The 22,704-nt window shown below is 69.7% G+C and carries 18 protein-coding genes; 6 read left to right on the forward strand and 12 right to left on the reverse strand.

Going from position 1 to position 22,704, the window contains the following annotated elements; all coding sequences use genetic code 11:
• Window position 1: 1 nt before the first annotated feature.
• Genes zwf through pgl form a run of 3 tightly spaced genes read left to right on the forward strand, consistent with a single transcriptional unit; the run spans window position 2 to window position 3,362 of the window.
• Complete coding sequence (gene zwf, locus OHN74_RS09555; RefSeq protein WP_327694096.1) at window positions 2-1,525, forward strand: glucose-6-phosphate dehydrogenase; 1,524 nt, start codon at window positions 2-4, stop codon at window positions 1,523-1,525.
• On the forward strand, window positions 1,522-2,580 hold the full coding sequence (opcA, locus tag OHN74_RS09560; RefSeq protein WP_327694097.1) for a glucose-6-phosphate dehydrogenase assembly protein OpcA: 1,059 nt from the start codon (window positions 1,522-1,524) through the stop codon (window positions 2,578-2,580). The genes zwf and opcA overlap by 4 nt, the downstream gene beginning before the upstream one ends.
• The gene (gene pgl, locus OHN74_RS09565) at window positions 2,577-3,362 is read left to right on the forward strand and encodes a 6-phosphogluconolactonase (RefSeq protein WP_327694098.1); all 786 of its coding nucleotides are present in this window, start codon (window positions 2,577-2,579) and stop codon (window positions 3,360-3,362) included. Before opcA ends, pgl begins: the two co-directional genes overlap by 4 nt.
• 142 nt (window positions 3,363-3,504) lie before the next feature.
• Here pgl and pgi read toward each other — a convergent pair whose 3' ends face one another.
• The 12 genes from pgi to uvrC all read right to left on the reverse strand — a co-directional run bounded on the left by pgi (window position 3,505) and on the right by uvrC (window position 19,236).
• Entirely contained in the window at window positions 3,505-5,157 is a 1,653-nt protein-coding gene (gene pgi / locus OHN74_RS09570; RefSeq protein WP_327694099.1) for a glucose-6-phosphate isomerase, read from the reverse strand.
• A gap of 57 nt (window positions 5,158-5,214) precedes the next feature.
• Window positions 5,215-6,483 (reverse strand): MFS transporter, encoded by a 1,269-nt coding sequence (locus OHN74_RS09575; RefSeq protein WP_327700055.1) that lies wholly within the window; start codon window positions 6,481-6,483, stop codon window positions 5,215-5,217.
• Window positions 6,484-6,616: 133 nt separating this feature from the next.
• The gene (locus OHN74_RS09580) at window positions 6,617-6,952 is read right to left on the reverse strand and encodes an RNA polymerase-binding protein RbpA (RefSeq protein ID WP_327694100.1); all 336 of its coding nucleotides are present in this window, start codon (window positions 6,950-6,952) and stop codon (window positions 6,617-6,619) included.
• 244 nt (window positions 6,953-7,196) lie between these two features.
• Complete coding sequence (gene secG, locus OHN74_RS09585) at window positions 7,197-7,433, reverse strand: preprotein translocase subunit SecG (protein WP_079054207.1); 237 nt, start codon at window positions 7,431-7,433, stop codon at window positions 7,197-7,199.
• 123 nt (window positions 7,434-7,556) lie between these two features.
• Window positions 7,557-8,333, reverse strand: coding sequence for a triose-phosphate isomerase (tpiA, locus tag OHN74_RS09590; protein WP_327694101.1), 777 nt, complete (start codon window positions 8,331-8,333; stop codon window positions 7,557-7,559).
• Between the two features lie 8 nt (window positions 8,334-8,341).
• Window positions 8,342-9,553 carry a phosphoglycerate kinase gene (locus OHN74_RS09595; protein ID WP_327694102.1) on the reverse strand — a complete coding sequence of 404 codons (1,212 nt, stop codon included), beginning with the start codon at window positions 9,551-9,553 and terminating at the stop codon, window positions 8,342-8,344.
• Window positions 9,554-9,683: 130 nt separating this feature from the next.
• On the reverse strand, window positions 9,684-10,688 hold the full coding sequence (gene gap / locus OHN74_RS09600; protein WP_164316235.1) for a type I glyceraldehyde-3-phosphate dehydrogenase: 1,005 nt from the start codon (window positions 10,686-10,688) through the stop codon (window positions 9,684-9,686).
• 224 nt (window positions 10,689-10,912) lie between these two features.
• Window positions 10,913-13,864: a M14 family metallopeptidase gene (locus tag OHN74_RS09605; RefSeq protein WP_327694103.1), complete on the reverse strand. Its 2,952-nt coding sequence runs from the start codon at window positions 13,862-13,864 to the stop codon at window positions 10,913-10,915.
• Between the two features lie 167 nt (window positions 13,865-14,031).
• On the reverse strand, window positions 14,032-15,015 hold the full coding sequence (gene whiA, locus OHN74_RS09610) for a DNA-binding protein WhiA (RefSeq protein ID WP_053744887.1): 984 nt from the start codon (window positions 15,013-15,015) through the stop codon (window positions 14,032-14,034).
• Window positions 15,006-16,073 carry a gluconeogenesis factor YvcK family protein gene (locus tag OHN74_RS09615; protein WP_327694104.1) on the reverse strand — a complete coding sequence of 356 codons (1,068 nt, stop codon included), beginning with the start codon at window positions 16,071-16,073 and terminating at the stop codon, window positions 15,006-15,008. The genes whiA and OHN74_RS09615 overlap by 10 nt, the downstream gene beginning before the upstream one ends.
• Window positions 16,070-17,122 carry an RNase adapter RapZ gene (gene rapZ / locus OHN74_RS09620; RefSeq protein WP_327694105.1) on the reverse strand — a complete coding sequence of 351 codons (1,053 nt, stop codon included), beginning with the start codon at window positions 17,120-17,122 and terminating at the stop codon, window positions 16,070-16,072. Before rapZ ends, OHN74_RS09615 begins: the two co-directional genes overlap by 4 nt.
• The gene (gene uvrC, locus OHN74_RS09625; protein ID WP_327694106.1) at window positions 17,119-19,236 is read right to left on the reverse strand and encodes an excinuclease ABC subunit UvrC; all 2,118 of its coding nucleotides are present in this window, start codon (window positions 19,234-19,236) and stop codon (window positions 17,119-17,121) included. Before uvrC ends, rapZ begins: the two co-directional genes overlap by 4 nt.
• A 308-nt stretch (window positions 19,237-19,544) precedes the next feature.
• On the opposite strand from uvrC, the gene OHN74_RS09630 reads away from it, so the two are divergent.
• The 3 genes from OHN74_RS09630 to OHN74_RS09640 all read left to right on the forward strand — a co-directional run bounded on the left by OHN74_RS09630 (window position 19,545) and on the right by OHN74_RS09640 (window position 22,582).
• The gene (locus OHN74_RS09630) at window positions 19,545-20,507 is read left to right on the forward strand and encodes a hypothetical protein (RefSeq protein WP_327694107.1); all 963 of its coding nucleotides are present in this window, start codon (window positions 19,545-19,547) and stop codon (window positions 20,505-20,507) included.
• 102 nt (window positions 20,508-20,609) lie between these two features.
• Window positions 20,610-21,674, forward strand: a complete 1,065-nt coding sequence (locus OHN74_RS09635) for a LacI family DNA-binding transcriptional regulator (protein ID WP_327694108.1) — start codon at window positions 20,610-20,612, stop codon at window positions 21,672-21,674.
• Window positions 21,671-22,582 carry a carbohydrate kinase family protein gene (locus tag OHN74_RS09640; RefSeq protein WP_327694109.1) on the forward strand — a complete coding sequence of 304 codons (912 nt, stop codon included), beginning with the start codon at window positions 21,671-21,673 and terminating at the stop codon, window positions 22,580-22,582. The genes OHN74_RS09635 and OHN74_RS09640 overlap by 4 nt, the downstream gene beginning before the upstream one ends.
• Window positions 22,583-22,704 lie beyond the last annotated feature (122 nt).

A 22,704-nucleotide genomic window follows, 5' to 3' on the forward strand; every position in this document is an offset into this window, starting at 1 on the left:
CTTGTCAAGCAGCAACCCGCTGCGTGACCCCGCAGACCGACGGCTCCCGCGTATCGCGGGGCCGTCGGGCCTGGTCATCTTCGGGGTCACCGGCGACCTGTCACGCAAAAAGCTGATGCCTGCCGTGTACGACCTCGCCAACCGCGGGTTGCTGCCGCCAGGTTTCTCCCTTGTCGGCTTCGCCCGGCGCGAGTGGGCGAACGAGGACTTCGCGGCTGAGGTCCACGACGCTGTCAAGGAGCACGCCCGTACACAGTTCCGCGAGGAGGTCTGGCAGCAGCTCATCCAGGGGATGCGCTTCGTCCAGGGCACCTTCGACGACGACGAGTCCTTCGAGCGGCTGCGCTCCACGATCGACGAGCTGGACAAGGCGCAGGGGACGGGCGGCAACTTCGCCTTCTACCTCTCCGTGCCGCCGTCCGCCTTCCCGGTCGTCATCAAGCAGCTGAAGAAGCACGGTCTGGCGGACCAGGACAACGGTTCCTGGCGGCGCGCGGTCATCGAGAAGCCCTTCGGTCACGACCTCAGGTCGGCCGAGGAGCTGAACACGACCGTCGAGGAGGTCTTCGCCCCGGACCAGGTCTTCCGGATCGACCACTACCTCGGCAAGGAGACCGTCCAGAACATTCTGGCGCTCCGCTTCGCCAACCAGATGTTCGAACCGATCTGGAACCGGTCGTACGTCGACCACGTCCAGATCACGATGGCCGAGGACATCGGCATCGGCGGCCGGGCCGGCTACTACGACGGCATCGGCGCGGCCCGTGACGTCATCCAGAACCACCTCCTCCAGCTGATGGCCCTGACGGCCATGGAGGAGCCCGCCTCCTTCGACGCGGACGCGCTGGCCGCCGAGAAGACCAAGGTGCTCGGCGCGGTCAAGCTGCCGCAGGATCTGGGCAAGGACACGGTCCGCGGGCAGTACGCGGCGGGCTGGCAGGGTGGCGAGAAGGCCATCGGCTATCTCCAGGAAGACGGCATCGACCCCAAGTCGAAGACCGACACCTACGCGGCGATCAAGGTCGAGGTCGACAACCGCCGCTGGGCGGGCGTCCCCTTCTATCTCCGCACCGGCAAGCGTCTGGGCCGCCGCGTCACGGAGATCGCGGTGGTCTTCCAACGGGCGCCCCACTCCCCCTTCGACCACACGGCGACGGAGGAACTGGGCCAGAACGCGATCGTCATCCGCGTCCAGCCCGACGAGGGCATCACGGTCCGCTTCGGCTCCAAGGTGCCCGGCACCTCGATGGAGATCCGGGACGTGTCCATGGACTTCGCGTACGGCGAGTCGTTCACGGAGTCGAGCCCGGAGGCGTACGAGCGGCTGATCCTGGACGTCCTCCTCGGGGACTCCAACCTCTTCCCGCGCACCGAGGAGGTCGAGCTGTCCTGGCGGATCCTCGACCCGATCGAGCAGCACTGGGACAAGCACGGCAAGCCCGCGCAGTACCCCTCGGGCACGTGGGGCCCCGTCGAGGCGGACGAAATGCTCGAACGAGACGGACGGAGCTGGCGGCGCCCATGAAAATAGACCTCACGGACACCACGGCCAGCAAGGTCAACAAGGCGCTGGTGCAGGGCCGTCGGGCCATAGGCACACCGGCCGTCGGCATGGTCCTCACCCTCGTCATCGTCACCGACGAGGAGAACGCGTACGACGCCCTGAAGGCGGCGAACGACGCCTCGCGCGAGCACCCCTCACGCACCCTGGTGGTCGTCAAGCGCGTCTCCCGCTCCCCCCGCGACCGTACGACGTCCCGTCTCGACGCCGAGGTCAGGGTCGGCGCTGACGCGGGCAGCGGCGAGACGGTCGTCCTGCGACTGTACGGCGAGGTCGTCGACCACGCAGACTCGGTGGTCCTGCCCCTGCTGCTGCCGGACGCCCCGGTGGTCGTCTGGTGGCCGGTGAACGCCCCGCTGGACCCGGCGAAGGACCCGCTGGGCGCTCTGGCACAGCGCAGGGTGACGGACACGTACGCGGCCGAGCAGCCGGTACGGGAACTGGCGGCGCGCGCCGACGCGTACACGCCGGGCGACACGGACCTCTCGTGGACCCGGATCACCCCGTGGCGCTCGATGCTGGCCGCCGCCCTGGACCAGGTCACCTGCGAGGTGGACGCGGTCGAGGTGGAGGGCGAGGAGTTCAACCCGAGCTGCGAGCTGCTGGCGATGTGGCTGGCGGACCGGCTGGACGTCCCGGTGAAGCGCTCCCTGTCCTCGGGCCCCGGTCTGACGGCGGTCCGGATGCGGACGAGCACCGGCCCGATCATCCTCGACCGCGCCGACGGCTCCCTGGCGACCCTCTCCATCCAGGGCCAGCCCGACCGAGCGGTGGCGCTCAAGCGGCGCGAGACGGCCGAGCTGATGGCGGAGGAGCTGCGGCGTCTGGACCCGGACGACACGTACGCGTCGGCGCTGCGGTACGGGGTGGAGCGGCTGACCGCCTCGACGGCACCCGAAACGCCGGCACCGGCGTCGGCCCTGGCACTGGAACCGGCGAAGAGGGAGACCCCGGCGGAGTCCTCGGACAGGGCCACACCGGCCCTGATACCGCCGGTGAAGAAGGCGGCCTCGAAGTGAGTACGGCACCGCAGCTCGTCGTCCACCGCGACAAGGAGCTGATGGCCGAGGCCGCGGCGGCCCGCCTGATCACGAAGATCGTGGACGCGCAGGCCTCACGGGGCTCGGCGTCGGTGGTCCTCACCGGCGGCCGCAACGGCAACGGCCTGTTGGCCGCCCTGGCCTCCGCGCCCGCCCGGGACGCGATCGACTGGGCCCGGCTCGACCTGTGGTGGGGCGACGAACGCTTCCTGCCCGAGGGCGATCCGGACCGCAACATCACCCAGGCGAAGGAGGCGCTGCTGGACGCGGTGCCCCTGGACCCTTCCCGCGTCCACGCCATGCCCGCTTCGGACGGCTCTTACGGCTCCGACGTGGACACGGCAGCGGAGGCGTACGCGGCGGAACTGGCGAAGGCGGCGGGCCCCGAATCCCACGGCCCGGTCCCCACCTTCGACGTCCTGATGCTGGGTGTGGGCCCGGACACACACGTGGCGTCGCTCTTCCCGGAGCTGCCTGCGGTACGGGAGACGGAACGCACGGTGGTGGGCGTCCATGGCGCCCCGAAGCCCCCACCGACCCGGGTCACCCTCACCCTCCCGGCGATCCGCGCGGCCCGCGAGGTATGGCTGCTGGCGGCGGGCGAGGACAAGGCCGGGGCGGCGGCGATAGCCCTTTCGGGCGCTGGCGAGATCCAGGCCCCGGCAGCAGGCGCCTACGGCAGACAACGCACCCTGTGGCTACTGGACGCGGCAGCGGCATCCCGACTCCCGAGGGCGCTGTATCCACCGGCATCGCCCTGACCTGACGCCGGACGGGCTGGCATCTTCAGCCCGTCCGGCGTTTGAGGACTAGGCCCGTTCAGGGCCGGAGGGGGGTCTGGGGGCGCAGCCCCCAGGTACGGGATGGGACGGGTAGGGGCGGCGGGGGCGAAACAAACACCCCCTACCTCCCGCGCAGCTCCCGATACGTGGCGACCAGCGCCACGGTGGACGCATCCAGCCCCGACACCTCCACCCCCTCCGTCAACGCCGGCTCGACCCGCTTCGCCAGCACCTTCCCCAGCTCGACCCCCCACTGGTCGAACGAGTCGATGTTCCACACGGCCCCTTGCACGAACACCTTGTGCTCGTACAACGCGATCAACTGCCCCAGCACCGACGGAGTCAACTCCCGCGCCAGCACAGTCGTCGTCGGATGGTTGCCGAGGAACGTCTTGTGGGCGACCAAATCCTCCGGCACCCCTTCGGCCCGCACCTCGTCCGGTGTCTTGCCGAAGGCCAGTGCCTGCGTCTGCGCGAAGAAGTTGGCCATCAGCAGATCGTGCTGGCCCTTGAGTCCGTCGCTCAACTCCCCCACCGGCTCGGCGAACCCGATGAAGTCCGCCGGGATCACCTTCGTCCCCTGGTGGATCAACTGGTAGTAGGCGTGCTGTCCGTTCGTCCCGGGCGTGCCCCACACCACCGGCCCCGTCTCCCACTCCACCGGCAGCCCGTCCCGCCCCACCGACTTGCCGTTGGACTCCATGTCGAGCTGCTGCAGGTAGGCCGTGAACTTGGACAGGTAGTGGCTGTAGGGCAGTACGGCATGCGACTGCGCACCGAAGAAATTGCCGTACCAGATGCCCAACAGCCCCAGCAGCAGCGGCACATTGCTCTCCGCCGGAGCGGTCCGGAAGTGGTCGTCGACCAGCGCGAACCCGTCCAGCATCTCCCGGAACCGGTCGGGGCCGATCGCGATCATCAGCGACAGCCCGATCGCCGAGTCGTACGAGTACCGTCCGCCGACCCAGTCCCAGAACTCGAACATGTTGTCCGTGTCGATGCCGAAGTCGGCGACCTTCCCACCGTTCGTCGACAGCGCCACGAAATGCTTGGCGACCGCCTCCTCCGCACCCCCCAGACCCGCGAGGAGCCAGGAGCGGGCCGAGGTGGCGTTCGTGATCGTCTCGATGGTGGTGAACGTCTTCGACGCGACGATGAAGAGCGTCTCGGCCGGGTCCAGGTCACGGACCGCCTCGTGCAGATCCGCACCGTCGACGTTCGACACGAACCGGAACGTCAACTCCCGTGCCGTGAACGCCCGCAGAGCGTCGTAGGCCATCGCCGGACCGAGGTCCGAGCCACCGATGCCGATGTTCACGACGTTCCTGATGCGCTTGCCCGTGTGGCCGGTCCACTCGCCCGAGCGCACCCGGTCCGCGAAGGCCGCCATCCGGTCCAGGACCGCGTGCACGGCCGGGACGACGTTCTCCCCGTCGACCTCGACCACCGCGCCTCGCGGCGCCCGCAGCGCGGTGTGCAGCACCGCACGATCCTCGGTCGTGTTGATCTTCTCGCCGCGGAACATGGCGTCCCGCAGCCCGAACACGTCCGTCGTGGCGGCCAGCTCGCGCAACAGTCGCAGCGTCTCGTCGGTGACGAGGTGCTTGGAGTAGTCGATGTGCAGATCACCGACCTGGAGCGTGTACCCGGCGCCGCGCCCGGGGTCTGCCGCGAACAGGTCCCGCAGATGGGTGTCCGCCAGCTCCTCACGGTGCTTGGCCAGGGCCGTCCACTCGGGCGTCTGGTTGAGCCTGCTACGGCTGTCTGCGTTCATCTCGGACTTCCGCCTCTTTCCTGCCTGGGCCCCCGCTGCCGGTCCCAACCTAATTGATCAGTGCGGTGGTGGAGCTGTCGTCGTACCGTCGTCCGGTCCAACAACAGATACGTCCGACCGAAGCGCCGGTATCAGTGCGGTGACCGACAGAACGAAGAAGGCGGCGGCCAGCAGCGCCGGCGTGTTGAGTCCCCACGCCGCCGCGACGGCTCCGCCCAGCAGCGCGCCCAGGGGCGCTCCGGCGACCGCCAGCGTACGAAAGGCCGAGCTGACCCGGCCCAACATCTCGGCGGGGCTGCGGCTCTGCATCAGGGTCGTCGAGTTGACGTTCCACACCATCCCCATGGACCCGAACACCGCCATGGCAGCCACCAGTGCGGCCAGGCTGCGCACCGAACCCATGACGACCAGCGCGCCGATCTGCACCATGCCGGCGAGCAGCACGGCCCGTAGCCGCCCGAGCCTGCCGACGAGTCGGCCGTTCAGCGCGCCGCCGGCGAGGCTGCCGACCGTGTACGCGGTCATCGCCGCCGCGTACCCCGCGTTGCCCGCGTCCAGCCAGTCGGTGACCAGCAGGACCATGGTGGCGATCAGGGCACCCATGCCCACGTTGCACAGTGCCGTGGCCGCGCACAGGCCACGCAGCGGCCCGTCGTGCCACAGGACGCGCAGGCCGGCTGTGATCTCCGCGCGCAGGGTGCTGCCCGCCGGTCTCGGGGCCTGCGCGGACACCTCGGGCCGCAGCGAGGCGACCAGGGCCGCCCCGGCCAGGAAGGTGAGGGCATCGGCAGCGAAGGGAACGGCCAGGCCCAGCGCGATGAGCACCGGCACCACGGGCCCGCCCAGCAGGCCGCCCGCGATGCGCTGACCGGTCATCAGGCGGGCGTTCGCGCCACCGAGCGCTTCCTTGTCGACCAGGGTCGGCAGCAGGGCGGTCGAGGCATTGTCGAAGAGGGTCTGAAGGGTCGTCAGCGCGAAGGCGAGCGCGATGAGCAGGCCGATCGAAGCGTGCCCGAGACCGACGGCCACGGCGAAGCAGGCGACCAGCAGCCCTCGTACCGCGTCCACCGTCCACATGGCGCGCCGCTGGTCGACCCGGTCCGCGACGGCCCCGCCCAGCAGGCCGAAGACGAGCCAGGGCAGATAGCCACAGGCCGTCACGGAAGCGATGAGCAGGGGCTTGTCGGTGAGAGTCGTGGCGAGCAGGGGCAGCGCGGCCGTGCGCAGCGCGTCACCGAAGCTGGAGAGTACGGCGGCGCTCCACAACCGTCCGAAACCCCCGCGCCACGCGGGCACACGCGCTCCCGCCAACTCGACCGTCGTCACCATTCCCCCTTGCGGTTCGCCGATTCACAAACCGTAGAGGGCACCACTGACAATCGGTCGGGGAGCCGGTGCGTGACGCCCCGTCAAACGGCTCCGGTCAGGCACCTCTCGGTACCTGACCGGCCGTCAACTTCTAGACCTCGCCCCGCAGTTTGGCGAGCGCCTCGGCGAGGATCGCCTCACCGTCCGCATCGCTGCGCCGTTCCCGTACATACGCCAGGTGCGTCTTGTACGGCTCGGTTCGCGGCGGGTCCGGTGGGTTGTCCCGGTCCTGTCCGGCCGGAAAGCCGCAGCGCGGGCAGTCCCAGGTTTCGGGAACCTGCGCGTCGCTGGCGAAGCTGGGCACCGTCTCGTGTCCGTTGGAGCACCAGAAGGAGATGCGCAGCCGTGGCGCGGACTCGCCACGCTCGGCCTCGCCCATCGGCCCCGCCCCGACCCGGCTTCCTCGGATCGCGTTGCCACTTGCCACGGTCGTAACTCCCTGCGTAATGGTGCCGCGAAGCGAGTCGACTTTTTCGCTTCGTTGCGAGCGCCTCAGTCTACGTAAGGCCCAACGCGCGTCCAGTGCTCGGAGTTACAGGCCCTGCACCAAGACGCAAGCCCCATGATAGGCCGCCCCTGGCGGGGCGTACCGAACATGGGGCCTTACGTGCGGAATGTGCGTGCGTAATGTGCTGTCGTACCGGAATTTGACGACCGGTGTCAGCCGCTGATCAGTTGTTCACCTTCATCAGGATGCCGAGCACCACAATGCACGCGAACCACAGCAGACCGAGCACCACGGTGATGCGGTCGAGGTTGCGCTCGGCGACCGAGGAGCCGCCGACGGACGACTGCATGCCGCCACCGAACATGTCGGAGAGGCCGCCGCCCTTCCCCTTGTGCATCAGCACGAGCAGCATCAGCAGCAGGCTGAAGACGATCAGGGCGATCGAGAACCCCAAAACCACGGCTGGACCAACTTCCTCGGATTCTGATGGACGACGGGGCCGGAACTCTCATTCGGAACGCTCGGCGCACCAAATACTAGTTTCGGCCCCGCCAGGGTACGACGGATCTCCGCTAGCGCATACTCACTGGTCGCGGAACCGAACGATCTTGACGAACTCTTCGGCGTCCAGCGAGGCGCCGCCGACCAGTGCGCCGTCGATGTCGGGCTTCGCCATGATCTCGGCGACGTTGCCGGACTTCACCGAGCCGCCGTACTGAATGCGTACGGCGTCGGCGACATCCTGGGAGTAGAGCTCGGCGAGCTTCACACGGATCGCCCCGCAGACCTCCTGGGCGTCGTCGGAGCCGCAGACCTTGCCGGTCCCGATGGCCCAGACGGGCTCGTACGCGATCACGACGGTCTCGGCCTGCTCGGCCGGGAGGTCCTTGAGGCCGCCCTCGACCTGCGCGAGCGTGTGGGAGACGTGGTTGCCCGCCTCGCGGACCTCCAGCTCCTCGCCGACGCACAGGATCGGCGTGAGGCCGTGCTTGTAGGCGGCCTTCACCTTGGCGTTGACGAGCTCGTCGGTCTCGTTGTGGTACTGGCGGCGCTCCGAGTGACCGATCGCGACATAGGTGCACTTGAGCTTGGCCAGCATCGGGCCGGAGATCTCGCCCGTGTAGGCGCCGGTGTCGTGCGCGGAGATGTCCTGGGCGCCGTACTTGATCTTGAGCTTGTCGCCGTCGACCAGGGTCTGTACGGAGCGCAGGTCGGTGAAGGGCGGCAGAACCGCGACCTCACAGGCGTCGTAGTCCTTGTCCGCGAGGGCGAAGGCGAGCTTCTGGACGTGGGCGATGGCCTCGAGGTGGTTGAGGTTCATCTTCCAGTTGCCCGCCATCAGCGGCGTGCGAGTGGTCATGTGCGGGGTCAGCCTTCCAGTGCGGCGAGGCCGGGGAGCGTCTTGCCCTCGAGGTATTCGAGGGAGGCGCCGCCGCCGGTCGAGATGTGGCCGAATGCGTTCTCGTCGAAGCCCAGGATGCGCACGGCCGCGGCGGAGTCTCCGCCACCGACGACCGTGAAGGCCGGGGAGTCGAGGAGAGCCTGGGCGACCGCCTTGGTGCCCTCGGCGTAGTCGGGGTGTTCGAAGACGCCCATGGGACCGTTCCAGAAGACGGTGGCGGCGTCGGCGAGCTTCGAGGCGTACAGCGTGCTGGACTCCGGACCGATGTCCAGGCCCATCTGGTCGGCGGGCATCGCGTCCGCGGCGACGGTGGTGGGGTTCGCGGGAGCCTTGGTCTTCAGGTCCGGGAACGCGGAGCCGACCAGCACGTCGACCGGGAGGATCAGCTCGACGCCGTTCTTCTCCGCGCGCTCGATGTACTCGTTGACGGCCGGGAGCTGGTCCTCCTGGACGAGCGAGGCACCGATCTCGTACCCCTTGGCCTTGAGGAAGGTGAACACCATGCCGCCGCCGATGAGGATGCGGTCGGCCTTGCCGAGCAGCTGGTCGATGACGGCGAGCTTGTCGGAGACCTTGGCGCCGCCCAGCACGACGACGTACGGCCGCTTGACGTCCTCGGTGAGCTTCTTGAGGACAGCGACCTCGGTGGCGATGAGGTAGCCGGCGTAGTGCGGCAGACGGGCCGGCAGGTCGAGGACCGAGGCGTGTCCGCGGTGCACGGCGCCGAAGCCGTCGCCCACGTAGACATCGGCGAGGGCGGCCAGCTGATCGGCGAACTCGCCGCGCTCGGTGTCGTCCTTCGACGTCTCGCCGGCGTTGAAACGCAGGTTCTCGAGGACCGCCACCTGGCCGGGCTGAAGGCCGTTCACGGCGTCGTGGGCGGCGGGGCCGACGGTGTCCTGGGCGAAGGCCACGGGGGCGTCCAGGAGCTCACCGAGGCGCTCGGCGGCGGGCAGCAGGGAGAAGACAGGGTCCGGGGCGCCCTTGGGGCGGCCCAGGTGGGAGGCGACGAGGACCTTGGCGCCGGCGTCCGCGAGGGCCTTGACGGTGGGCAGGACGGCCCGGATGCGGCCGTCGTCGGTGATGACTCCGTCGGCCAGCGGCACGTTCAGGTCGGCGCGGACGAAGACCCGCTTGCCGTCGACTCCTTCAGCGAGGAGTTCGTCGATCGTCTTCATGAAGGGACTCCTAGGGAGGGCTCTTTTGTCCGGGAGGGGCCGGATCGATCAGTACGTGCCACAGGGCTCGGGCAACGCTGCGCTGCGTTGCCCGAGCCCTGTGCTCACATCGAAGTGCCTGCCCTGAGACTCAGAGCTGGTTGCCGACGAAGACCGTGAGGTCGACGAGGCGGTTGGAGTAGCCCCACTCGTTGTCGTACCAGCCGATGATCTTCACGCTGTTGCCCTGCACCATGGTCAGGGAGGAGTCGAAGGTGCAGGACGACGGGTCGCTGACGATGTCCGAGGAGACGATCTGGTCCTCGGTGTACGTCAGGTAGCCCTTCAGCTCGCCCTGGGCGGCCTTCTGGAACGCGGCGTTGACCTCTTCCTTGGTCACCACACGCTCCGTCTCGACGACCAGGTCGGTGACGGAGCCCGTCGGGACCGGCACACGCATCGCCATGCCGTTGAGCTTGCCCGCCAGCTCCGGGATGACCACGCCGAGCGCCTTGGCCGCACCGGTGCTCGCCGGGATGATGTTCTCGGCGGCGGCACGCGCGCGGCGCAGGTCCTTGTGCGGGAAGTCCTGGAGACGCTGGTCGCTGGTGTAGGCGTGGACCGTGGTCATCAGGCCCGAGACGACACCGAAGTTCTCCAGGAGAACCTTGGCCATCGGCGCCACACAGTTGGTGGTGCAGGAGGCGTTGGAGATGATGTGGTGGTTCGCCGCGTCGTACTTGTCCTCGTTGACGCCGAGAACGATGGTGATGTCCTCGTCCGAGGCCGGAGCCGAGATGAGGACCTTCTTGGCGCCGCCGGCGATGTGCTTCGCGGCGTCGGCCTTCTTGGTGAAGATGCCGGTCGACTCGATGACGATGTCGACGCCCAGCTCACCCCAGGGGATGTCGGCCGGGTCGCGCTCGGAGAGCACCTTGATGGTGTGACCGTCGACCGTGATCGTGTCGGCGGTGTGCGTCACCTCGGCCTTGAGGCGACCCAGGATCGTGTCGTACTTCAGAAGATGAGCTGTGGTCGCGGTGTCACCCAGGTCGTTGACAGCCACGATCTCGATGTCAGCACCCTGCTCCAGCAGCGCGCGGAAGTAGTTACGACCGATGCGGCCAAAGCCGTTGATGCCTACGCGGATCGTCACGAACCGATCTCCTCGTTAGGTACGCCGGCTTTCGTGCCGGCGAGTTGTATGGGATGTCCCCGACCGCCTACGACCCTACCTCTCCGAGGCCCGGGTGGTGACATCGAGATGCCCCATACACGGCAGGGCGGTCCGTACCCGCCAGTAGGGGTACGGACCGCCCAGGTTTCACACCGCGATCACCCGATCGAAATCGGCACGATCACCCGATGAACGGGTGTTGATCAGCCCTTCAGCGCGGCCAGGGCCTTGCCGAGGAGGGCCTTCCGGTCGGCCGCCGTGGCGACGTGCTCCAGGCCGAAGCCCAGCAGCACGGTGTCATCGGTGGTGACCGCTCCGTACGTCTTGAACAGTTCGCCCGACAGACCCCAGTCCTTGATGACGGCGGGGCTGCCCGCAGGCGGTCCGGGGGTGCTCCAGGCGCCCAGGGACGTCTCGAAGCCCTCGACCGCGCCCGCCGTGCCGCCGATCACGACGGTGGCGTTGTCGGCGAGGACGCCGCGGCCTCCGGAGCCGGGGTCGGTGATGTAGCTGAGCGAGATCTCCACCTTCTTGCCCGCGTAGGCCGAGAGGTCGAAGTCGACCTCCTGCCAGCCCGCGGAGGTCCCGGTGAAGCTGTTCCAGGAGCCGCTGGTCCCGGTGGGCGTGCAGGCGCCCGAGCCGAGGGTCAGATAGCGGGAGAGAGCGGGATGGCCCTGGATGAAGAAGCCGGCCTCGCACTCGGTGGGCACGGTGGTACTGGTGGCGCCGCCCTTCTCCGGGAGCGTGGTCCAGTCGTCGGCCCCGGCCGTGTGGGCTTCGAGTACGGCGTGGTCGTAGCCCTCCTCCGTGTCCCACAGGAGCTGAGTACGGAAGGTGGGCGCGTCGGCCGCGCTCACCCCGGTGAGGTCGATGGTGCGGGCGAGACGGTTCCAGGCGTAGTCGGTGTGCGTGACGGCCGCCATGGAGGAGCCCGCGTACGGTCCGTACGGGTTGACGGTTCCGGGATATCCGCCCGCGCCCGCGCTGGCGAACTGCGGGTACGTCGCCACGGGCAGGCTGTCCGAGGTGGCGCTGAAGGACCCGGCCGCGTTCAGCGGGTTGCCCGGCGCGGCGCCCAGAGCGCCGGTGAAGCCGGTGAGCTTCCCGGTGCCGTTGAAGGCGGTGACGGACGGCAGGGTCGTACGGGAGTAGGCGCCCAGGTAGTACTGGCTGAAGTCGTTCGACAGGGTGCCCCCGCCGAGGTCGACGGAGCCGCCCGCGGTCTCGCCGGCCTCGACCAGCTTGCCGCCCTCGTTGAGGTAGGCGCGCAGCTGGAGCTGGGTGGCGTTGCCCGGCCGTACGGCGCCCGTGTAGTGGACGACCGTCTTGAAGTGGCCGAGCACGCCGAGCGCGTCGGGTGCGCCCAGGGCGGCGACGTCCCAGACGAGCGGCTTCCTGCCGTTGGCCTTCAGCGCGTCGACGTAGACCTGCGTCTGTGTGGCGGTCGCGCCCTCCTCGGCGACGACGAGCGTGTCGGCGCGCGGCCGTTCGGCGACCGTGTACGTGAAGTGCGTGCTGCTGGTGCGCTTCTTGTCCTTGGTCCTGCCGGTGAACCAGACCTCGACCTTGTCGCCCGGGTCGCCGTCGGTGACCTTGGCGCGGTACTCGTCGAAGTACAGGTTGTCGTCACCGCCGAAGGTCTCGCCGCCCTTCCATGCCTTGAGTGCCGTGCTCTTCGTACGGCCGCCGTCGACACGGTAGTTGAGCCGCTTGTCGCCCACGGACCTGCGTGCGACGACCGAGACCTCCTGGTCGGCGCCGCGCGAGTACGAGGTGGTGAAGGGTGCCGGGGTGAAGTCCGGGGCGTCGATGCCGACCGAGGACTTCGGCTGGTCGGGCCTGCCCGCGGACTCGGCGACCGACAGGGCGAACGGGATGTTCTTGGCGAACTCCTCCTGGATCAGCTTCTCGTCGTCCGGGAAGGTGAAGACCGAGGCGCAGTCGGCCGCGTTCCAGGCGTCGTCCGGATAGAGGTTCGACACGGTCTGGCAGGTCGACATCTCCGGGGTGAACATCGCCGTGCCGTTGACGTTGGCCGCGTGGCCGTCCGCCTCGCCGTTGGTCGTGTACAGCTCGGAGGAGAGCTGGGGGTGGTAGCCGGGGATCGCGGAGTTCTCCGGGGTCCCGGCCAGCGACTTGTAGAGGACGTCGTCGGGGCTCGGCGAGGCCACCTGCCAGCCGACCCCGTAGAGGAGGAGCTCGGCGGCGGAGTGGTAGTTGATGCCGTACTCGAAGCCGATGCGCCGCTCGAAGGCGTCCAGGGCCTTGGTCTCGGGCTCCGAGCCCGGGCCCGCGCCGCGGTAGGTCTCGCTGGTGGGGAACGGGGACGAACCCTCGTTGTCGTAGCCCCACTTGTAGGCGAAGTTGCGGTTGAGGTCGACACCGTCGCCGATGGTGGTGGCGCCGTCGCCGTTGATGTCCCGCATGTTCTTGCGCCACTGGCGTTCGCCGTCGGCCCGGTGGGTGAAGTCGTAGCCGTCGGGGTTCGCGGACAGGACGAACCACAGTTCGGTCGAGTCGACGATCTTCTTGATGCGCTTGTCCTTGGAGTAGCTGTCCAAGTAGTGGTGCATCAGACGCCGGGTCATCTCCGGCGTGATCCATTCACGCGCGTGCTGATTGGACATGTACAGGACGGACGGCTTGGCGCCGTCCTTGGTCTTCTTCGCGCCCTTGGTCAGTTTGAGCGCGAGGATGTCCTGCCCCTGCAGGGTCTTGCCGATGGAGACGACCTTGGTCAGGGCCGGGTTCTCCTGTGCGGTCCGGAGGATCTCCTCCTGGAGGTTGCCGGCTCCGCTGTACGGCCGGAACACACCGTCGCCGGCGGCGGCCACGCGCGCGCGTGCCTTCGCCGTGAGCGTGTGCTCCTTGAGGTCGACACCCTTGTCCTCCAGCTGGTCGGCCTGTTTGTCGGTGAGGTAGACCTCGACCGTGGCCGTGCCCTTCTCCGGTGCCTGCTCCCCGAGCTCGTGGCCGTCCTGGCCGGCCGCGAGGAGCAGGGGTATCTGCGCCTTCGTGACCTCGGCGCGGAAGACCTTGACCTCGTCGGCTCCGGGCGTACCGGCGTCCTCCGCGGCCACGGCGACGGGCACGATTCCCGCGCCGCCCATCAGGAGTGCGCCGGTGGCGAGGATCGTTCTCGCTCTGCGTCTCATGTACCCCCCTAGCGACGGTCCGCCGCAGTGGCGGACCAGATGCCAGGCTCATGACAGTTCATGATCCAGTCAAGGGGGCACCAACAACTGACAAACGCCGATACCGGCACCCGAAGCGGGTACCGGCACCGGCGTGTTGAGGCTCCGTCAGCCTGCCGCGAGCTCCGTCAGCCCGCGTCGGCCATCTCCTCGGTGAGGTTGGACTCCGTCCCCGGGATGCCGAGGTCCTGGGCCCGCTTGTCCGCCATGGCGAGCAGCCGGCGGATCCGGCCCGCGACGGCGTCCTTGGTCAGCGGCGGGTCGGCGAGGGCGCCCAGTTCCTCCAGGGAGGCCTGCTTGTGGTCCATGCGCAGCCGGCCGGCCGCCGCGAGGTGCTCGGGGACCTCGTCGGCGAGGATCTCCAGCGCGCGCTGGACCCGGGCGCCGGCGGCGACCGCCGCTCGCGCGGAACGGCGCAGGTTGGCGTCGTCGAAGTTGGCGAGACGGTTCGCGGTGGCGCGGACCTCGCGGCGCATCCGCCGCTCCTCCCAGGCCAGCACGGACTCGTGTGCGCCGAGCCGGGTGAGGAGGGCGCCGATCGCGTCCCCGTCCCGGACGACGACCCGGTCGACGCCCCGCACCTCGCGGGCCTTGGCCGCGATCGAGAGGCGGCGGGCGGCACCGACGAGGGCCAGCGCGGCCTCGGGGCCCGGGCAGGTCACCTCCAGGGACGAGGAACGTCCCGGCTCGGTGAGCGAGCCGTGGGCCAGGAAGGCGCCTCTCCAGGCCGCCTCCGCATCGCAGGTGGCCCCGGAGACCACCTGCGGGGGCAGGCCTCTGATCGGGCGCCCACGGCCGTCCACGAGCCCTGTCTGGCGGGCCAGCTGATCGCCGCCCGCGACCACCCGGACCACGTAACGGGAGCCGCGGCGAAGTCCGCCGGGCGCCATCACGATCAGTTCGGAACTGTGGCCGAAAATCTCCAGAATGTCCCGCTTGAGCCGACGAGCCGCCATCGCGGTGTCCAGCTCCGCCTCGATCACGATGCGCCCGCTCACCAGGTGGAGGCCGCCGGCGAACCGCAGAATGGCAGAGACCTCCGCCTTCCTGCAGCAGGTACGGGTGACGGGGAGCCGGGAAATCTCGTCCTTCACCGCTGCCGTCATCGCCATGGGCCGATCCTTCCATGCATCCGAAAAATACGGTCGTACGCGGCGGCCAACAGCTCCGTATCGTGCCGAGGAGATCCGTCGGTCCGGGCCACCGGCGCCAGCTCGACCGCGGCACCGAACCGTTTGGCGGCATCGGTCAGCAAGTCGCGGTCGGGCACGGCGGCCTCGTCGGCCAGCACCACGTCCAGGGCGAGTTTAGGGGCGTGTCGTCCCAAAACCTCCAAATGACGCTGCGGGGAGAAGCCTTCGGTTTCTCCGGGTTGCGGCGCGAGGTTCAGCGAGAGTACCCGTCGGGCCTTCGTCTCGGTGAGCGCCTCCAGCAGTTCGGGCACCAGTAGATGCGGGATCACGGAGGAGAACCAGGATCCCGGCCCGAGAACCACCCAGTCGGCGTCCAGGACCGCCGCGACGGCTTCCGGGACGGCGGGCGGGTCGTGCGGCACGAGATGCACGCTCTGCACCTCGCCGGGCGTCAACGCGACGGTCGCCTGTCCCCGTACGGTGTCGACGTCGTCGGGCCGCTCCGGGTCGTGCCCCTTGACCAGGGCCTGCAGTTCCAGGGGTACGGCGGACATCGGCAGCACGCGGCCGTGCGCGCCCAGCAGCCTGCCGACCAGGTCGAGTGCCTGGACGTGGTCACCGATCTGCTCCCACAGGGCGACGATCAGCAGGTTGCCGACCGCGTGGTCGTGCAGGTCGCCCTTGGACTGGAAGCGGTGCTGGATGACACGGGCCCAGGTCTGGCCCCATTCGTCGTCGCCGCACAACGCGGCCAGGGCCTTGCGGAGGTCGCCGGGCGGCAGGACGCCCAGCTCGTCGCGCAGGCGCCCGCTGGAGCCGCCGTCGTCGGCCACGGTGACGACGGCGGTCAGGTCGCCGGTGATCCGGCGCAGTGCGGCGAGCGAGGCGGACAGGCCCATGCCGCCGCCCAGGGCGACGACCTTGGGCTGGGCGCCCCGGCGGCGCGGCTTGGCGCCCCGGGCCTCGACGGGCCGGCCCGCGCGGCCCTCGCCGGCGACCCGGCGCAGCCTGCTCAGCCGCGGTGTACGTCCCGTCATTCCCGTCCCATGTCCCGGTGCACGATCACGGTCTCCACGCCCTGCGAGGCGAGGCGGGCGGCGAGCTTCTCGGAGGTGGCGACCGAACGGTGCTTGCCGCCCGTGCAGCCGACCGCGATCGTCACATAGCGCTTGCCCTCGCGGCGGTATCCGGCGGCGATGAGCTGGAGCAGCTCGGTGTACCGGTCGATGAACTCCTTGGCGCCGGGCTGGTTGAAGACGTACGCCGACACCTCCTCGTTGAGGCCGGTGTACGGACGCAGTTCCGGGACCCAGTGCGGATTGGGCAGGAAGCGCATGTCCACGACCAGGTCGGCGTCGACCGGGAGGCCGTACTTGAAGCCGAAGGACATCACCGTGGCCCGCAGCTCGGGCTCCTCCTCACCGGCGAACTGGGCGTCCATCTTGGCGCGCAGTTCGTGCACGTTGAGGCTGGAGGTGTCGATCACCAGGTCGGCGTCGCCGCGCAGTTCGCGCAGCAGTTCGCGCTCGGCGTCGATGCCGTCGACGATGCGGCCGTCCCCCTGGAGGGGGTGCGGTCGGCGCACCGACTCGAAGCGGCGCACCAGGGCGTCGTCCGAGGACTCCAGGAAGACGATCCGCCGGGTGACGCCCTTCGTCGCCAGATCGGCGAGCGACTCACGGAGGTTGTCGAAGAAACGCCTGCCGCGTACGTCGACGACGACCGCGATCCTGGCGACGTTGCCCTGGGACCGGGCGCCGAGCTCCACCATGGTGGGGATCAGCGCGGGCGGCAGGTTGTCGACGACGAACCAGCCGAGGTCCTCCAGACACTTGGCCGCTGTCGAACGGCCCGCTCCGGACATGCCGGAGATGATCACCAGCTCGGGGATGGCCGCTTCGGCCGCCCCTGCTGTCTCGATGCCCGTACCCACTTGCTCTCCGTCTTCCTGGCCCGGTGGTTCCTGGCCCGCCGCGTCACCCGGTGCCGGGCCCTCGGCGTGTCGCGAGCGATCATGGCCCGCTTCCTTGTGACCTGCCTGGCCGTCCGCTGTGTGCTCGGCCTTCGGTGTCTCGTGCTCGGTCATGTCTCCTGCCCCCGTCGCTCGTCCGGGGCGCCCGCGGCTACGGGTTCCCCCGGGGCACCGGCCCTCGTTCCGGGTGCCCCGTCCTGCGTGTCCGCTGTGCCGTCCGTGTGTTCCGTGTCTTCCATGATCTCTCCGGTCGCCGTGTTCACGGCGGGTGCGGCCGGGGCCGCCTGTGCGAGGGCCACGGCGATCGTCTCGGCCGTCTTGAGGCCTATGCCGGGAACCTCGCGGATCTGGTCGATTGTGGCGGACCGCAGCTTCTTCACCGAGCCGAAATGCTTGATCAGCGCCTGTTTGCGGGTTTCGCCGAGTCCGGGGACGTCGTCGAGCGGGCTCGCCCGGAAGCGTTTGGCCCGTTTGACGCGCTGGTAGGTGATCGCGAAGCGGTGGGCCTCGTCCCGTACACGCTGGAGCAGATACAGGCCCTCACTGGTGCGGGGCAGGATCACCGGGTCGTCCTCGCCGGGCACCCAGACCTCCTCCAGGCGCTTGGCGAGGCCGCAGACGGCGATGTCGTCGATGCCCAGCTCGTCCAGCGCCCGCTGGGCGGCGGCGACCTGCGGCTGCCCGCCGTCGACGACGACGAGCTGCGGCGGATAGGCGAACCGCTTGGGCCGCCCCTCCTCGTCCTTCAGCTCCTCGCCGGGTTCCCGGCCGAGCTCCTGACCGGTTCCCGGGCCGGGGTCCTGGCCGTCCGCCCATTCCCCGGTCCTCTCCTTCTCGGCGATGTAGCGCTTGAAGCGTCGGCCGATGACCTCGTGCATGGACCGGACGTCGTCCTGTCCCTCGAAACCCTTGATCTGGAAGCGGCGGTACTCGCTCTTGCGCTGCAGTCCGTCCTCGAAGACGACCATCGACGCCACCACGTCGTCGCCCTGGAGGTGGGAGATGTCGTAGCACTCGATCCGCAGCGGGGCGCTGTCCAGGTCGAGGGCCTCGGCGATCTCCTCCAGGGCGCGCGAGCGGGTCGTCAGGTCGGAGGCACGCTTGGTCTTGTGCAGCACGAGCGAATGCTGCGCGTTGCGCTGCACGGTCTCCATGAGGGCCTTCTTGTCGCCGCGCTGCGGGATGCGCAGCGAGACGCCGGCTCCGCGCCGCTCGGCCAGCCACTCCTGGACGGGCTCCACGGGGTCGGGCAGCGCGGGGACGAGCACCTCCTTGGGCACGGAGTCGCCCTTCTCCTCGCCGTAGAGCTGCTGGAGGGCGTGCTCGACCAGTGCCCCGGTGGTGATCTCCTCGACCTTGTCGGTCACCCAGCCCCGCTGGCCGCGCACCCGCCCACCGCGAACGTGGAAGATCTGCACGGCAGCTTCCAGCTCGTCCTCGGCGACCGCGATCAGGTCTGCGTCGGTCGCGTCGGCGAGTACGACCGCGCTCTTCTCCATGGCCTTCCGCAGGGCGTCGATGTCGTCGCGCAGCCGGGCCGCCCGCTCGTACTCCATCTCCTCGGCCGCTTCCGTCATCCGCTGTTCGAGCCGGCGGATGTACGTCCCTGTGCGGCCGGCCATGAAGTCGCTGAACTCGTCGGCCAGTTCGCGGTGTTCCTCGGCCGAGACCCGCCCGACGCAGGGCGCCGAGCACTTGCCGATGTAGCCGAGGAGACAGGGGCGGCCGGTGCGGGCGGCGTTCTTGAAGACGCCGGCCGAGCACGTGCGCACCGGGAAGACCCGCAGGAGCAGGTCCACCGTGTCGCGGATCGCCCACGCGTGCCCGTACGGCCCGAAGTAGCGGACGCCCTTGCGCTTCTGACCCCGCATCACCTGCACACGCGGGTACTCCTCGTTCATCGTCACCGCGAGATACGGGTAGCTCTTGTCGTCGCGGTACTTGACGTTGAAACGGGGGTCGTACTCCTTGATCCAGGAGTACTCCAGCTGGAGCGCCTCGACCTCCGTGGAGACCACCGTCCACTCCACGGAGGCGGCCGTGGTGACCATCGTGCGGGTGCGCGGATGGAGACCGGCAAGATCCTGGAAGTAGTTGGCCAGGCGTTGGCGCAGGCTTTTCGCCTTCCCGACGTAGATCACCCGGCGGTGCTCGTCGCGGAATCTGTACACCCCGGGAGAGTCCGGGATCTGTCCCGGCTTGGGGCGGTAGCTGGAGGGGTCGGCCATGTCTCACACCCTACTGGCGGGGTGTGACAGCGCGGTGATCCTGTGGACCGGCGCCGCCGGTCCCGGGGAGGGGCGGACAGGAGAGCGGGAGCCTCAGCGGTCGCGCATGTTGCGTCTCAGGTGTTGTCGCGCATTGGTCAACACGCTTCAATGCGGGGGAACTCGGGGCGGTGAACGGCCGCGTACGCACGTGCGGACACAAGGACACAGACACGGGGACGCCGCGCAGGCCCCGCCGGGCCGCCCCGGTTCGACCCCACACGTGCGGTCCGACCAGCCGCCGTGATCATTCACAGAAGGGCCCCTGCATGCGCCAAGGCACACCGCACGCGGACGACGACGTCGCGGAGGACGCCACCGCGGATCTGGAGACGGCTCTGCGAAACGGCCCCTTCCATGTGGCCCTGCGGGCCGCGATCACCGCGCGCGGTCTGCCGCTGCAACGTGTCCAGCACCATCTGTGGCGGTACGGGGTCAAGGTCGGCGTCACCAGCCTGAGTTACTGGCAGCAGGGTGCCCGCCGCCCGCAGCGGCCCGAGTCGCTGCGGGCCGTGAGAGCCCTGGAGGAGATCCTCCAGCTGCCGGACGAATCGTTGATCCGGCTGCTCTCCCAGGACGACGAACGCGCGGGCACCCAGCGTCCCTCCGGGCGTTCGTACCGCTCCCTGGTGGAGGCCTCCGGAGCCCTGGAACAGCTGCTGGCGGAGCTGGAGACGCCGCTCGACGGCGGCCTGCACACCCTCGGCCTGCACGAACGGGTACGGATCGGCACGCACCGTGAACTTCTCGCCCGCGAGGCCCACCACATCGTGCGCGCCCACCGGGACGGCACCGACCGTTTCGTCGCCGTGCACCACGGCGATCCCGGTTGCGCGCCGGACCGTATGTCGGTCCACGCCCTGGAGAACTGCCGCACGGGGCGGATACGCCGGCACCACGACACCGGGGTACTCGTCGCCGAACTCCTCTTCGACACGCGACTGCGCGCAGGCGATACGTTCCTCTTCCGCTACGCCGTGGAGGACGGCACCGCGGGCGTGTCCCGTGAGTACGTGCGCGGATTCGGCGTCGCGGGCGGCCAGTACGCGCTGCAGGTCCGCTTCGACGACGGGGCCCTGCCGGTGCGCTGCCACCGTTTCGCCCAGCACTCACCCGCGGCGCCCCGCAGTGGTCGCCAGGACCTGCCGGTGAGCGCCCGCCACCGCTCGGTCCACCTCGTCGAGCCGAGGCTGCGACCGGGAATCCTGGGCATCGGCTGGGACTGGGAGTGACGTAAGCGATTGCGTAAACGCTTACGTAAGCGTTTACGTCTCTCTGCGCATGCGATACGTTTCCGCCGTTGACGCCCGATCGGGACGGGAAGGCGGGGCTCCATGGCGACGATGGCCGACGTGGCGCGGCACGCCGGTGTGTCCGTGGCGACCGTCTCCCACGTGCTGAACGACACCCGTGTCGTGCGCCCCGCGACCCGTCAGGCCGTCCTCGACGCCATCGAGGTACTGGGTTACACCCCGAACACGCTGGCCCGTTCCCTGGTCACCGCACGGACGCGGTCCATCGGACTCGCGGTGTCGGCGATCAGCAACCCGTACTTCACGGAGATCCTCCAGGGCGTCGAGGCCGGTGCTCTGGAACACGGCTACAGCCTCCTCGTGGCCGACCCGCACGACGACCCCGAGCACGAGCGCAAGGTCGTCCAGCTGCTGCACGAACGACGCGTGGACGGCATGATCGTCGCCCCCTCGGCGGATCCGAGCGCTCTGGTCACCTACCTGACCCGGCACGGCGTACCGACCGTGTTCCTGGACCGGCTGCTCGACACCTCCTCGGACAGCGCCCCGCGCTTCGACCAGGTGTGCGCCGAGAACACCGAACCCATGGCCCGGCTGGTCGCCCACCTCACCGCGCTCGGGCACGAACGCGTCGGACTGGTCGCGGGCCGCCCCGGCCTCAGCACGACGACGGAACGGATCGCCGGCTACCGCATCGGCCTCGCGTTCGCCGGGCTCCCCGTCGACGAACGCCTGGTGGTCCACGGCGACTCCGAGTCGGAGGGGGCCGAGCGGGCCACCGCCGCCCTTCTCTCCCTCGCGGCGCCGCCGACCGCCCTCGTCACCGCCAACAACGTGATGACCATCGGCGCCCTGCGTGCCCTGCGCGAGCGGGGTCTCACCGTGCCGGACGACCTGGCACTGTGCTGCTTCGACGACTTCGCCTGGGCCGACCTCTTCACCCCGGGGCTCACCGCCGTCGCACAGCCAGGCAAGGACATCGGCGCCCAGGCGGTGCGTCTGCTCCTGGACCGCCTGGCCGACCCGGACCGCCCGACCCGGACCGTGCGGCTCCCGTGCACGTTCGTCCATCGCGAGTCGTGCGGATGCGCGGCCCGGGAGCACGCCGAGAACTCCCGCCAGGCCGAGAAAGGACCCGTCTCATGATCGTCGTCGCCGGTGAGGCACTCATCGACCTGGTGCCGCGCGCGGCGGGCGCCCTCGCGGATCTGCGACCGGCGCTGGGCGGCGGGCCCTACAACACGGCGGTGGCCCTGGGCCGCCTCGGCTCCCCCACCGCGTTCTGTTCCCGCGTCTCGTCCGACGCGTTCGGCGAGGCGCTGCTCGACGGGCTGCGTGCGGCAGGCGTCGACGTGTCGTCCGTACAGCGCGGCAGCGAGCCGACGACGCTGGCGGTCGCCTCGATCGGTGTGGACGGCTCCGCCGCCTACTCCTTCTATGTCGAGGGCACCGCCGACCGGCTGTTCACGGCGCCCGCTCGGCTCCCCCGCACAGCCAGGGCGGTGTCCTTCGGCACCTGCTCGCTGGTCCTGGAACCGGGTGCGAGCGCGTACGAGGAACTGCTGCGGAGCGCTGCCGCACAGGGCGTGTTCACCGCGCTCGATCCGAACATCAGGGCGGGATTGATTCCCGACGCGGATGCCTACCGGGCCCGTTTCACGAGTTGGCTGCCGTCGGTGTCGCTGCTCAAGCTCTCGGAGGAGGACGCGAAGTGGCTCGGCGGAACTCCGCGCGAGTGGCTGGCCGCCGGTCCCTCCGCCGTCGTCGTCACCCGGGGCGGCGACGGGCTGACCGTCTTCACCCCTGACGGTGGCGAACACTCCGTGCCCGGTGAGGAGGTCGACGTCGTGGACACGATCGGCGCCGGCGACACCGTGAACGCGGCGCTGCTGCACGGCCTGTCGGCCCGGGACGCGCTGTCGCCGGCGGCCCTGGCCGACCTGGGCCCCGACGGCTGGACCGACCTGCTCCGCCTCGCGGCCCGCGCGGCGGCGATCACCTGCTCACGAGCGGGGGCGGAACCTCCGTACGCGGCCGAACTGGGCGCACTCTAGGGCCGGTTCGGCCGACCGGGGTGTGAGGTCGGGGCGGTCGGCCGTATTCGGCTGTATGTGGTTGTCGAACGTGCGGCGGCCCGTGGGGAGTACCCGCGGGCCGCCGTGTCTGCTGTGTTCGC

Origin of the sequence: Streptomyces sp. NBC_00459, from assembly GCF_036013955.1 — a bacterium.
GTDB lineage: Bacteria > Actinomycetota > Actinomycetes > Streptomycetales > Streptomycetaceae > Streptomyces.